General features: G+C 64.7%; 14 protein-coding genes. 5 read left to right on the top strand and 9 right to left on the bottom strand.

Going from position 1 to position 12,885, the window contains the following annotated elements:
• Nucleotides 1-104 precede the first annotated feature (104 nt).
• The 8 genes from ACVWZP_RS17460 to cbiE form a co-directional block, all read right to left on the bottom strand.
• Nucleotides 105-2,180, bottom strand: coding sequence for a TonB-dependent copper receptor (locus tag ACVWZP_RS17460; protein WP_026140374.1), 2,076 nt, complete (start codon nt 2,178-2,180; stop codon nt 105-107).
• Nucleotides 2,181-2,273: 93 nt separating this feature from the next.
• Nucleotides 2,274-2,699, bottom strand: coding sequence for a DUF2946 domain-containing protein (locus ACVWZP_RS17455; RefSeq protein ID WP_046384862.1), 426 nt, complete (start codon nt 2,697-2,699; stop codon nt 2,274-2,276).
• 11 nt (nt 2,700-2,710) lie between these two features.
• Nucleotides 2,711-3,193, bottom strand: coding sequence for a copper chaperone PCu(A)C (locus ACVWZP_RS17450; RefSeq protein ID WP_046384861.1), 483 nt, complete (start codon nt 3,191-3,193; stop codon nt 2,711-2,713).
• 47 nt (nt 3,194-3,240) lie between these two features.
• Complete coding sequence (locus ACVWZP_RS17445) at nt 3,241-3,636, bottom strand: DUF2946 domain-containing protein (protein WP_046485671.1); 396 nt, start codon at nt 3,634-3,636, stop codon at nt 3,241-3,243.
• 96 nt (nt 3,637-3,732) lie between these two features.
• Complete coding sequence (locus ACVWZP_RS17440; protein ID WP_046485673.1) at nt 3,733-4,023, bottom strand: addiction module antidote protein; 291 nt, start codon at nt 4,021-4,023, stop codon at nt 3,733-3,735.
• Between the two features lie 60 nt (nt 4,024-4,083).
• Nucleotides 4,084-4,329: a type II toxin-antitoxin system RelE/ParE family toxin gene (locus ACVWZP_RS17435; protein WP_457369973.1), complete on the bottom strand. Its 246-nt coding sequence runs from the start codon at nt 4,327-4,329 to the stop codon at nt 4,084-4,086.
• A gap of 356 nt (nt 4,330-4,685) precedes the next feature.
• Nucleotides 4,686-5,405, bottom strand: a complete 720-nt coding sequence (locus ACVWZP_RS17430; RefSeq protein ID WP_198718358.1) for a cobalt-precorrin-6A reductase — start codon at nt 5,403-5,405, stop codon at nt 4,686-4,688.
• Nucleotides 5,402-6,607: a precorrin-6y C5,15-methyltransferase (decarboxylating) subunit CbiE gene (gene cbiE, locus ACVWZP_RS17425; protein WP_198718359.1), complete on the bottom strand. Its 1,206-nt coding sequence runs from the start codon at nt 6,605-6,607 to the stop codon at nt 5,402-5,404. The genes ACVWZP_RS17430 and cbiE overlap by 4 nt, the downstream gene beginning before the upstream one ends.
• 38 nt (nt 6,608-6,645) lie before the next feature.
• Between cbiE and cobG the strand changes: the two genes are divergently transcribed.
• The 5 genes from cobG (at nt 6,646) to ACVWZP_RS17400 (ending at nt 12,002) form a co-directional block, all read left to right on the top strand.
• The gene (gene cobG / locus ACVWZP_RS17420) at nt 6,646-7,998 is read left to right on the top strand and encodes a precorrin-3B synthase (RefSeq protein WP_457369972.1); all 1,353 of its coding nucleotides are present in this window, start codon (nt 6,646-6,648) and stop codon (nt 7,996-7,998) included.
• On the top strand, nt 7,991-8,617 hold the full coding sequence (locus tag ACVWZP_RS17415) for a precorrin-8X methylmutase (RefSeq protein WP_261753753.1): 627 nt from the start codon (nt 7,991-7,993) through the stop codon (nt 8,615-8,617). Before cobG ends, ACVWZP_RS17415 begins: the two co-directional genes overlap by 8 nt.
• Complete coding sequence (locus ACVWZP_RS17410; RefSeq protein WP_017849677.1) at nt 8,617-9,348, top strand: precorrin-2 C(20)-methyltransferase; 732 nt, start codon at nt 8,617-8,619, stop codon at nt 9,346-9,348. The genes ACVWZP_RS17415 and ACVWZP_RS17410 overlap by 1 nt, the downstream gene beginning before the upstream one ends.
• A complete protein-coding gene (gene cobJ / locus ACVWZP_RS17405; RefSeq protein ID WP_457369971.1) occupies nt 9,348-10,985 on the top strand; it encodes a precorrin-3B C(17)-methyltransferase in 1,638 nt (545 codons plus the stop codon). The genes ACVWZP_RS17410 and cobJ overlap by 1 nt, the downstream gene beginning before the upstream one ends.
• 237 nt (nt 10,986-11,222) lie before the next feature.
• Entirely contained in the window at nt 11,223-12,002 is a 780-nt protein-coding gene (locus ACVWZP_RS17400) for a ubiquitin family protein (protein WP_046384853.1), read from the top strand.
• On the opposite strand, the gene ACVWZP_RS17395 is transcribed toward ACVWZP_RS17400, so the two are convergent.
• A complete protein-coding gene (locus ACVWZP_RS17395) occupies nt 11,999-12,595 on the bottom strand; it encodes a MarC family protein (protein WP_017849674.1) in 597 nt (198 codons plus the stop codon). The two genes, ACVWZP_RS17400 and ACVWZP_RS17395, sit on opposite strands and share 4 nt — an antisense overlap.
• Nucleotides 12,596-12,885 lie beyond the last annotated feature (290 nt).

Here is a 12,885-nt window from a genome sequence, read left to right as displayed (position 1 = left end):
GCAAGGTTTTGTTTTTTTGGGGTCAGTTACACCGCCATCGGGGGCAAGCCCCCTCCCACATTTGAAGTGCATTTCAAGTGTGGGAGGGGGCTGATCCCGATGCTTTAGAAGCTCATGTCGACCTTGGTCCAGAGCGTGCGCCCCGGCTCCTTGATGGCCTGCGGATCGTTGGCCGGGTAGCCGAACCCGGCGTTGCCGGCCAGGTTCAAATGCTCGGCGTAGGCTTTGCCGAACAGGTTGTCGACGCCGGTACTGACCTTGAAGTTTTTATTGATGCGGTACGCCGCGTTCAGCGAGAACACGCCAAAGCCGCCGCTCTTGTCGTAGTCCTTGCCGACCACGTTGCCTTTGTTCTGATCGATGCGGTTTTGCGCGGCGACCACTCGCCACAGGGCGCCGGCGCTCCAGTCGTCCTCGCTGTAGGTCAGGCCCAGGCGCGCATCCAGCGGCGGCATTTGCGGCAGGGGCTTGCCGTCGCTGCTGTTCTTGCCCCAGGCGTAGGCGAGGGTGGCGTCGGCCTTCCAGTTTTGGGTCAGCTTGTACGCCGCGCCCAGTTCGCCGCCCATGATCCGTGCATCGACGTTGCGCGCCTGGGACGTGGTGCCCATCATTCCGGTCCGGTAGTCGAACAGGATGAAGTCGCGTACCTGCCCGACGTAACCCGAGGCCCAGGCTTCGAGGTCGGCGGTCTTGTATTGCGCGCCGAAGTCGAGCTGGGTGGTTTTTTCCGGTTTCACGCCATCGAACGCGTTGACCGAACCGGCCGCGCCGGTGTTGGGGGAAAACAGTTCCCAGTAGTCCGGGAAGCGTTCGGCGTGGCCCAGCCCGGCGTAGAGCGTGGTCGGGGTGTCTGCCAGGTCGTGCTCGTAGCGCATGAAGCCCGAGGGCAGGGTGTCGGCGCGGGTGTCGTCGGCGGTCGGGTTGGCGCGTGCCGACATGCCTGAGCCGATGGTCTGGCGGAAGTCCCGGGCCGAGGCGCGGTCCAGGCGCGCGCCGGTGATCAGGCGGTCGCGGTCGGCGGCGTACCAGGTCAGCTCGCCGAATACGCCGTAGTTATGGAAGTTGGCGTCCTTGTTGCGCGGCAAATCCTTGTAGGTGTCGACGCCCATGCTGCTGCGCTGGCGGTGTTCGTTGGTCTGCGCATCCAGACCGCCGATCAGTTGCAGGTCGGCCCAGCGCCAGGTCGCCTTGATCCGCGCGCCGAGGGTGCGGCGGTCGACGTTGGAGGCCATGGGGCCTGCCATCATCCCGGTGCCCGACGGGACGCGCAGGCTGTAGTTGTCCATGACGTGGTCGGCGTAGTTGTAGTAGACCTGGGCCTCGACCTTGTCCAGCACCTCGCCGATATTGGATTTTTCGAAGCGCAGCCCCAGGCTTTCGCGCAGGAACTGCGAGCCGTCCATGCCGCGCCCGGCGTAGCGCGCCTCGCCATCGCCGCGGCCGGCGGTGAGTTCGAGCAGGGTGTCGGCGTCGGGGGTGAAACCGACCGCGACGTCACCGTTCCACTTGTCGTAGCGCGAGGCAACGGTGTCGTTGTTGCCGTCCTTGTAGTCGTCGGCGTGTGCCTGGTTGCCGATCACCCGCACGTAACCCAGGGGCCCGCCGGCAGCGGCGTCGATGACTTTGTCGAAGCGCCCGTTGGAGCCGGCCAGCACGCTGGCGTTGAGCCGCGTGCCCAGTTCGCCGAAATGCTCGGGCTCGCGCTCGAACAGGATGGTGCCGGCCGACGCGCCCGGGCCCCAGAGCACGGTTTGCGGGCCTTTGATCACGGTGAGTGTGTCGTAGGTTTCCGGGGAAATGTACGAGGTGGGCGCGTCCATCCGGCCCGGGCAGGCGCCGAGCATCATGCTGCCGTTGGTGAGGATGTTCAGGCGCGAGCCGAACATGCCGCGCAGCACCGGGTCGCCGTTGGTGCCGCCGTTGCGCACCAGGGCGAAGCCGGGGATGGTCTTGAGATAGTCGCCGCCGTCGCTGGCGGGCACTGGCTGGCGTGGGTCTTTCGGGTTGGTGACCACGGTCAGCGGCGAGCTGGGGGCGATCGCGGTGATCACGGTGGGGCTCAGTTCGTGCTCGGCGTGCTCATCGGTATCGGCATGGGCCTGTGGCATCAAGAGCGCGCCGCACAGAACGGCGAACACGGGAGTGCTTCCCAAACGGGTGTCAGCAGAAAACCTGGACATGAAAAATTCCATCTATCAATCGTAAACAACACGGCCAGCAGCCTGTGGCTGTCTGTCTAACGTCGGCCGGGGTGAAGTAACGGTGTCAAGTGCTTACGCGGCGATGGGTGGGGCACGGCTGCGCGCGCCGGGGAAAATGCTCTGCCGGGCATGGCCCAGGCGCGGTGAGGGGATGAGGGCGTTGGCCGGCGATGGGGCGCCGAGGGTGAGGTAGGACACGCTGCCGGGCAGTGCCGGGCAACTGAAGAGCAGGCTGCAATAGCCGCACTTTTCCCAGAGGACGTGGTGTTCGTCGGGGGCTTGTTTTTGAGGTGGACGCTGTTGCGGTTCGCCGTGGCACTCGGGCATGTCCATGGACATGCTCATGGACATACCGGCGTGCTGATTCATCGGCATCGCTTGGGAAATCAGCGGACCGATAAAGATCATCAGCATGGCGAACAGGCTGATCCAACTGCCGCGCTTAAGGCTCACGGGCCTGCGGCGCGGCGCGGACAACCTGGCGCGAGGGGCGCCCATCGAGTGTTGGCCTACTCGCCGTGTTTATGCTCGTGGGGCGCCATCGGCGGGACTTTCTGTACGGACACTTGCACCTCGACGTCCCCGGCTTTTTCGAAGGTCAGGGTCAGAGGGAAGTGCTTGCCGTCGGCCAGTACGCTGCGGTCTTTGAGGCCCAGCAACATCACGTGATAGGCCATGGGCGCGAAGGTCAAGTCACCTTTGGCCGGCACGGCAACGCTGGGCACTTGTTGCATCTTCATCAATGCGCCTTGCATCACATGCTCATGCAGTTCGGCTTTGTCCGCCACCGGCGTCTTGGCGCTGAGCAGGCGGTCCGGGGTTTCGCCGGTATTGTGAACCACAAAGTAGGCCGCGACGGTCGGCGCGTTGGGGGGCAATTCCTGGGACCAGGGATCGCTGACCAGCAGGTCGCCGGCCTTGAAGTCGTCGGCATTGGCAGCACTGAACACCGGCAGCAGCAATGCGGCCAGAAGCAGGGAAGATTTGAGCATGGCAGTTCTCCAGAACGGTTCTAAACGCAGTTCACTTGCGAAGACCATCAGACCGTTGGAGAGGCGCGCGGGTTAAGGCTCGGCCATTGCTGGCGCGGCGTCGGGGACTGCAATGACGGCGGCGGCAGGCTCTGCGCCGCCTCGAACCGCGTGACATACAACTGCGGCACATGCCCCGGCAACGCCACCAACGGCGCCGAGCCCGAGCAACACCAGCAATGCTGCATGGCGGAGTGATCGTCCTGCGCCGGTGCAGGAATGTCCAACTTGCCCAGGGCAACGGTTTTCAGGCTGGCGCCATTGGACGAACAGAAACTGCCCCACAACAGTTGCTGCGCGGGGTCCTTGGACTGCTGCATCGCCCCGGCCAGCGGCATGGCAAAGGCGTTGAACAGCACTGCAAAGCAGGCGATCCAGACGATTGCAAAGCGTTGACGGGCCATGGCGGACAATCCGTAGGGTTAAACGATCAGGCGGGTATTTAGCCTGATCGGGGGGGATAAGTAAAAAGTGGCGGTGTGGTTTGGTGTCGCAGTGTGTCAGAGCGCGGTGGCGTGAAGCTTGAGGCCCAGCGCTTTCATGACTTTCATGATAGTCGCGAACTCGGGATTGCCAGTGCTGGAGAGGGCTTTGTACAAACTTTCTCGCCCCAGGCCGGCGTCGCGAGCGACTTGGGTCATGCCTTGGGCGCGAGCGATATCGTTCAACGCTGTGCGAATCAACAGACCGTCGCCAGCATCTTCTTCAAAGCAAGCATCCAGATAGGCGGCCATCTCAAAAGGAGTCTTGAGATATTTTGCGGCATCGAAACGGGTAAAGGATTCGCTCATAAGTCACTCCTTGCGGCCAAGATTTTTTGCCATGTGTATTGCACGCTGGATGTCTCGGCTTTATGTTGATTTGTCGCCGCCCATCAGCAGCAGATAAACCACCTTGTCTCGGCGAGTGAAGTAAACCCAATACCCGGGGCCTTGGTGGATTCGCATTTCGCAAACGCCCTCTCCTACAGCCTCACAGTCGCCGAAGTTTCCTGCTTGCGCCATGCGCAGCCTTGTCACAATGCGTACTTTTGCGAGCGGATCGCGCATTGCTTCGAGCCATTTGACAAACTCAATGGATTCTTCGAACTCAATCATCGCAAATCGTATTCCTTGGGATACAGGATGGCAAGTTGCGACGCGCTGCAACTGCAGTGCATCCCCATCGCGGAAGCGGGTGCAAAACCGCGAGAGGGGAGGTTAGGGCGGGAGCTTTTGGCTGAACTAGCCGGCTGGTTCGGAGTTGGTCGTAAGGTGAATCGTCTTTCTGCTGGGTAAACCAAACAGTGGGTGTTTTGGCTAGGTCTTCGTACAAACAGAAACGTGCGACACCTTGTTTGAGGTTGCTGGTCGCAAACGTGATCTCTAGTCTGCGGACATCGATGCAAACTCAGCGATCATGCGACTGCTACGCCGTTGAACGGGAGCAAGTTCCCATATTGGCGAGGTGTCGTTTAGCGAGACGATATTGCCTGTAGCACCGCAGCCACGGTTGTAAATTCTCGATCCGCCGCAGCCAACACCGGCCGCCTCAACACCAACACCGGCACCCCTCGCTCGCGTGCCACTTCCAGCTTCGGTTCGGTGGCGGTGCTGCCACTGTTCTTGCTGATCAGTACATCGATCTTTTGTCGTTCGAACAACGCACGCTCGTTTTCGATCAGAAACGGCCCACGCGCGCCGATGACTTCGCAGCGTTCATTGCCCGGATACACCTCCAGCGCGCGCAGTGTCCAGAACTGCTCCTGCGGGATCTCATCAAGATGCTGCAACGGCTCGCGGCCCAAGGTGAACAGCGGGCGCTTGAAGGGTTTCAGGGCCTCGATCAGCTCGGCCCAGTCAGCGACTTCGCGCCAGTCATCCCCCGCTTGCGGTCGCCATGCCGGGCGGCGCAGGGCCCAACACGGCACACCGCACAACCGTGCTGCCTGGGCGGCGTTTTGGCTGATCTGTGCCGCATACGGGTGGGTGGCGTCGAGGATCAGGCCGATGTGTTCGTCGCGCACGAACTGCGCCAACCCTTCAACCCCGCCGTAGCCGCCGACACGCACCTGGCAGGTGAGGTCGGTCGGCACGCGGCCCACACCGGCCAGACTGTAGATATGTTCGGGGCCGAGGGTGCGGGCGATGGCGAGGGCTTCGGTGACGCCGCCCAGTAGCAGGATCGGTTTCATAGGGGCTTGATCACGTCCAGCAGGGTGATCGGCAGCGCCTGGCGCCAGGTGTCGAATTCACCGAGCGGCTGGGCCTGGGCCACATGGAGGCGGGTCAGTTCGCCGCCGTGTTGGGCGCGCCAGGCCATCAGGGTCATTTCGCTTTGCAGGGTCACGGCGTTGGCGACCAGGCGGCCACCGGGGCGCAGGTGCTGCCAGCAGGTCTCGAGCACGCCGTCGCGGGTGACGCCGCCGCCGATGAAGATCGCGTCGGGCGTTTCCAGGCCGCCGAGGGCCGCGGGTGCGGTGCCGCGCACCAGTTGCAGGCCGGGCACGCCGAGGGCGTCGCGGTTATGTTCGATCAGGCCTTGGCGGCCGGCATCGGCTTCAATCGCCAAGGCGCGGCAGCTCGGGTGGGCGCGCATCCACTCGATGCCGATGGAGCCGCTGCCCGCGCCCACGTCCCAGAGCAATTCGCCGGGCAGTGGCGCCAGGCGGGCCAGGGTCATGGCGCGCACGTCGCGCTTGGTCAGTTGGCCGTCGTGTTTGAATGCCACATCCGGCAGGCCGGCGAGGCGCGACAGGCGCGGGGCATCGGCGTCGGCCAGGCAGTCGATGGCGACCAGGTTCAGATCGGCGACCGCGGCGTGCGGCCAAGCGTGGGCCACGCCATCGACACGCCGCTCAGCCGCGCCGCCCAGGTGTTCAAAGACGCTGAGGCGGCTCGGCCCAAAGCCGGATTCAGCCAACAGCGCGGCAATCGCGGCAGGGCTCTGCCCGTCATTGCTCAACACCAGCAAGCGCACGCCGCTGGCCAGATGTGCATTCAACGCCGCCAAGGGCCGGGCCACCACCGATAACGTCATCACGTCCTGCAACGCCCAGCCCAGGCGCGCCGCCGCCAGCGACACAGAGGAGGGCGCCGGCAAAATCAGCATCTCTTCAGCCGGCACCTGCCGCGCCAGGCTGGCGCCGACGCCGTAGAACATCGGATCGCCGCTGGCCAGCACGCACACCGGTTCACCGCGTCGCGCCAATAGCGGCGCCAGGGAAAACGGGCTCGGCCACAACTGGCGTTCGCCGCGCACGCACACCGGCAACAGGTCCAATTGGCGCTGGCCACCGATGATCCGCGCGGCACGCAATACGGCGTGCCGGGCGTTTCTGCCGAGCCCTTTGAAGCCGTCTTCACCGATGCCTATTACCGTCAGCCAGGGCGACATATGAATTCCTTGAACGACATCCGACGGGCAGGCTTTTCATGCCGTCGGACAAAGCAGGCATAATACCGCGCCTTGACCCGCGAACCGGTAGCCCCGTGAACCCAATCCCTGTTCTGAACACCTTGCGCCCCTCGGCTTGCCCGGGGTTGCTGCGTATCGTCCAGGCGTTGGACGGCGGCATCTGCCGGATCAAACTGGCCGGCGGCGCGATCAGCGCCGCACAAGCCCATGCCGTGGCGGACGCGGCCCAGGCCTATGCGGGCGGGGTGATCGAGGCGACCAACCGCGCCAACCTGCAGATCCGCGGGATCGGTGCCGAGCAGCAGGCTTTGATCGCGATGCTCCTTGCCGCAGGCCTCGGCCCCAGCACCGCCGCCGGTGACGACGTGCGCAACCTGATGCTCAGCCCCAGCGCCGGTATCGACCCGCAGATGCTGTTCGATACGCGCCCGCTGGCCGACCAGATCCTCGCCACCCTGCAAAACCACACGCGCTTCCACGAGCTGTCGGCCAAGTTCGCGGTGCAACTGGATGGCGGTGAAGCCCTGGCGATGCTCGAACATCACCATGACCTGTGGCTGTCGGCCTTTGAGCCGGGCGGCGAAACACTGCTCGCGTTCGGCCTGGCCGGCTGCCCGGGGTTGGATGCGCCGTTGGCGGCCGTGCGCTTGGAGCAGGGGCATGCCTTGGTGGTGGCGGTGTTGGAGCGGTTTCTGGACCTGGCCACGCCGGCGCAAACACGCATGCGTCATCTGCCTGTGGATAACTTCCTGGTCGGGCTGGACCTGCCGTTATTGCCGGTCGATGACTTCAAGCGCCCGGCCAGCGGGGCGTGGCTGCACCTGGGAAGTTATCCACAGCGTCAGCACGGTCGGGTCTACGTGACCGCCGTGACGCCGCTGGGTCGACTCGACGCCTCCATGCTCAAGGGCGCAGCGCAACTCGCCGATGAGTATGGCGACGGCACGCTGCGCTTTACCCCCTGGCAAGGCCTGCTGCTGCCCAACGCCAAATGCCAGGATGCCGCCGCGATCACCGCGCGCCTGGAACAGCTGGGCTTCCTCTGCTCGGCCGACCAGCCGCTGGCGCAGCTGATCGCCTGCACCGGCTCCAGCGGCTGCGGCAAAGGCCTGGCCGATACCAAGGCCGACGCGATGCAACTGGCCGCGCTGCGCCCCGGCCACGCGGTACATCTGTCTGGCTGCGCGCGTTCCTGCGCCGCCGCGCACATCGCGCCGGTGACCTTGCTGGCGGTCAGCCCCGGCCATTACGACGTCTATTTTCGCGAAGCAGCCCAGCCCGGTTTCGGCCGGCTGCACGCGCGCACTCTTTCCATTGAAGCGGCGGGCGCCCTGCTGCGCGCTCACCCACGGAGCAACACCGATGATTGATTACATCCGCGACGGTCAGGAGATCTATCGCAACTCCTTCGCCATTATTCGCGCGGAAGCCAGGTTGGAGCGCATCCCGGCCGACCTGGAAAAACTCGCGGTGCGCGTGATTCATGCCTGCGGCATGGTCGAGGCGATCGACGGCCTGCAGTTCTCCGCAGGCGCGGGCAGGGCCGGGCGCGAGGCGCTGGCCGCGGGTGCGCCGATTCTGTGCGATGCGCGGATGGTGTCCGAAGGCGTGACCCGTGCGCGGCTACCGGCCAACAACGAAGTGATCTGTACCCTGCGCGACGAACGCGTGCCGGCGTTGGCGCAGAAGCTGGGCAACACCCGCTCCGCCGCCGCCCTGGAACTGTGGCGCCCGCACCTGGCCGGCAGTGTGGTGGTGATCGGCAATGCGCCGACCGCCTTGTTCTACCTGCTGGAAATGCTCGACGCCGGCGCGCCGAAACCGGCGTTGATCCTTGGCTTCCCGGTGGGCTTCGTCGGCGCCGCCGAATCCAAGGCGATGCTGGCCGCCTACAGCCGTGGCGTGCCGTTCGTGATCATGCAGGGCCGCCTGGGCGGCAGTGCGATGGCGGCCGCGGCGGTCAATGCCCTGGCCACGGAGGTCGAATAATGCCGGCACGCGGACGTTTGATCGGCCTGGGCGTCGGCCCCGGCGACCCGGAACTGATCACCCTCAAGGCCCTGCGCCTGCTGCGCGAATCGCCGGTGGTGGCGTACTTCGTGGCCAAGGGCAAAAAGGGCAACGCCTTCGGCATCATCGAAGACCACCTGGTGGCGCAGCAAACCCTGATGCCGCTGGTGTACCCGGTGACCACCGAAGCGTTGCCGGCGCCGCTGTCCTATGAACAGGTGATCAGCGATTTCTACGACAGCGCCAGCCAGGACGTCGCCGCGCACCTGGACGCCGGCCGCGATGTGGCGGTGATCTGTGAAGGCGACCCGTTCTTCTACGGCTCCTACATGTACCTGCATGACCGCCTGGCCGAGCGCTACGAAGCGCAGGTCATCCCCGGCGTGTGTTCGATGCTCGGTGGCGCCTCGGTGCTCGGCGCGCCGCTGGTGTATCGCAACCAGAGCCTGTCGGTGCTGTCGGGGGTGCTGCCCCATGAAGACCTCAAGCGTCGCCTGGCGGATGCCGACGCGGCGGTGATCATGAAGCTGGGGCGCAACTTCCCCAAGGTGCGCCAGGTGCTCGAAGAACTCGGCCTGGCCGAGCGTGCGCTGTATGTGGAGCGCGCGACCATGGCCAACCAGAAAATTGTCCCGCTGGATCAAGTCGAGCCGATGTCCTCGCCGTATTTCTCGCTGATCATCGTGCCCGGTGAACGGTGGCAAGGTTGATGCGCCCGGCGATCGTCATCCTCGGGCAGGGCAGCCTGGCCACGGCGCGCAGGATTGCGCAGGTGTATCCGGGCGCGGTGATCCACGGCCTGCTGGGCCGGGTCGACGGCGCGGACCAGAGCTACCGCGAATTCGGCGCGACCCTGCGCCAGCTCTATCAGCAAGGCACGCCGCTGATCGCGCTGTGCGCCGCCGGTATCGTGATCCGCACCCTGGCGCCGCTGCTGCTGGAAAAAGGCGAAGAGCCCGCCGTACTGGCCGTGGCCGAAGACGGCAGTGCGGTGGTGCCGTTGCTCGGTGGCCTGGGCGGGGTGAATGACTTGGCGCGAGAGATTGCCGCGGCGTTGGGCGTGGCCGCCGCGATCACCACCAGTGGCGAGCTGCGTTTCGGTACGTGCCTGCTCAACCCGCCGGCCGGTTATCAACTGGCGGACCTGGAGCTGGGCAAGCGCTTCGTCAGCGACCTGCTTGCCGGCGAAAGCGTGCGTATCGAAGGCGCGGCGCCGTGGCTTGACCAGGCCAACCTGGCGCAGGACCGACAGGCGCGCCTGGCGATCCACGTAGGCAGCGCCGAGCGCGTACCGGCGGCCAACGAGTTGCTGATTTATCCACAGAGCGTGTGCGTCACCTGCAAGCCCGGCGCGCAATTGGCGCAGCGTGTGCGTGGCGCGTTGCATGCCTCGGGGATTGCCCTGCAGTCACTGGCCTGCCTGTTGGCCAGCGATACCCAGATGGCCGAACCGTCGTTGCACGAAGCGGCGTTGGAGTTAGGCGTGCCGCTGCGTTTCGCCGAGGTGGAGCAAGCGGCGGACGTCGTTGTTTCGGTCGCCGAGCAGCCCTTGGACGTGTCCCAGGTCGGTCGCCCGCGTGGCCGCCTTGCGGTGATCGGCCTCGGCCCTGGCGCCGCCGACCTGATGGTGCCGGCGGTGAAGGCCGAACTGGCGCGCTGCACCGATGTGCTGGGGTACGAAACCTACGTCCGCATGGCCGGGCCGTTCCGCGACGATCAGGTGCAGCACTGCACCGACAACCGTGAAGAAATGCAGCGCGCCCGCCACGCTTTCGCGCTGGCCGCCCAAGGCCGTTCGGTGGTGGTGGTGTCGTCCGGCGACCCTGGTGTGTTCGCTATGGCGGCGGCGGTGATCGAGGCGCTGCACGAGTCCGAAGACCCGGCCTGGCACCAGGTCGAGCTGGAAATCCTGCCGGGCGTTTCCGCGTCCCTGGCCACCGCAGCCCAGGCCGGCGCGCCGTTGGGGCACGACTTCTGCGTGATGTCGCTGTCGGACAACCTCAAGCCCTGGTCGATCATCGAGCAGCGCCTGGACCTCGCGTCCCAGGCCGACCTGGCCCTGGCGTTCTACAACCCGATCTCGCGTGCGCGGCCGTGGCAACTGGGGCGTGCCCTGGAGATTGTCGCGCAACACCGCAACGCCGCAACGCCGGTGGTGCTGGGCCGCGATATCGGGCGGCCGGGCCAGACCCTGCGCGTGACCACGCTGGGGCAATTGACCCCGGAACAGGTGGACATGCGGACCATGGTGCTGATCGGCTCGTCCACCACCTGCGCGTTCCCGCGCGCCGGCGGCGGTGAGTGGGTGTACACGCCGCGCTGGTATGGCGAAAAACCGGCCTCCTGAAAAGCGCCGCGCGAGCGCCGGAAAGCTCCGAATGACGCTGGGTGAACACCTGCCGTGATTCGGGGCTTTTTCTTTTTTTATCGATGAAATCCGGAACTGCCCGTGGGGCGCCCAACGAATGCTGGGCTGCGCTGCGCGAGCGCTGCCGGCAAGGGATGTTTGTCGTGTGGAAAGCCCGTCGGCGCCTGGACTAGTGTGGACACACGCCCCATGTGGGGTGCTTGTGGAGAACTGAAAATGGAGCGACATCACAGAAGGATCAACAGCACCAAGCGGCGCAAATTGATTGCCGCCTATAAGCTGCCCGGCGCGCCGGGGACGCACGCGGCTTTACCGCTGGATACCGAGGACGGCTGCAACGCGGCGGTGGTCAACAATGGCGTGATCTCGTTCGCCGACGGCCTGAGCGGCCTGAACCGCGAATACATCCGCAAAAGCTATCTGTTGGCCAGCAGCTACGTCAGCGATGTCTTGAAGATCAGTCGCGGCACGGAGGGCTGGTACGACGAATTTATCAAGGTGATGATCAGCCTGGGCTGGCTGCCGGTGCGCAGCCGGTTCGAGCGGGTCTCAAGCGCCGGCAAGGGGCTGACGGTGCAACTGGCGGCGCTGAATATCATCGCCACCCTGCTGGCCTCGACCTCACTGGCCGGGCCTCTGCTGACGGCGCTGCCGAAACTGGCCGCCGATGCGCTGGAAACATTGAAACAGATGCCGGCGTCATTCGAGCTGTTCAAGCGCAATAGCAGCGTGCATCAGGGTGGCGATTTTGGCTTGGCGTCCTGCGCCGAAACCGACGGCGAAGTCATGATGGTGCTGGTGACCTACAGCTCCCATGGCGTCAGCAAGCACGTGGGGCTGCCTTTTCTTGAGTGGGACAGTTCCTCGTTCGAGGCCTTCAGCGGGCAAACCTGCCTGGTGCTGAATACCTCGGTGGTCAACGAAAAAACCATCCAGTTGATGCGTGAGAGTGCGGGCGACAAGGTGCAACTGGCGATCGCCAAATACCGGATCTAAGGCACCAGGTAGCCGCGCACCCCGGTAAAGATGATTTGTGCGGCCAAGGCGCACACGAACAAGCCCATCAAGCGACTGACAATCTGCAAGCCCTGGTCACCGAGAATCCGTTCGATACGGTTGGACAAATACAGCACCACGCCCACCGTGAAGCTGGCCAGGGCGATGCTGAGGATGGCGGCGATTTTGTCGTCCCAATGGGGCTGGCTGACGCCCATCACCAGCAGCGCCCCGATGGTGCCGGGGCCGACAGTGAGCGGAATGGTCAGCGGCACGATGGTCACGTCCTGCTGCACGTTATCGGTCTGCACCGCCGACTTGCCCTGCGCCATGCCCAGGGCCGAGATGAACAGCACGCTGCCGGCGCCGATGCGGAAAGCGTCCACGGTGATGCCGAACACGCTGAAAATCACCCGGCCGAACAGGTAGAGCAAGACGCTCGACACCAGCGTCGCCAACGCCACTTTCCAGGCCAGGCGTCGCCGTTCCTTGCTCGAATAGCCGCGGGTCAGGCTGATAAAACAGGACAACACGAAGAACGGGCTGTAGAGCACCAGCATCTTCAGGTAAACGCTGAATAACACGTGGAGCATGGGGGTGGCTCGCGACAGAAGGAGATTGGCGGAGTCTATCAGGCGACAGAGATCAAATGTGGGAGGGAGCTTGCTCCCGATAGCGGTGTGACCGTCAGCTTATTTGTAACTGTTCCAGCGCTATCGGGAGCAAGCTTGCCATCGCTGTCTTTCAGTCGATGCATAGGTGACTGGTCCACCGCCATCGGGGGCAAGCCCCCTCCCACATAGGATCTGAGGTGTTCATCCATTGTGCGGCAGACGCAGGCTCAGTGTGGGAGGGGGCTTGCCCCCGATAGCGGTGTGACAGT

The organism is Pseudomonas sp. TE36184 (genome assembly GCF_054060055.1).
This window is presented reverse-complemented; position numbering and strand designations above follow the sequence as displayed.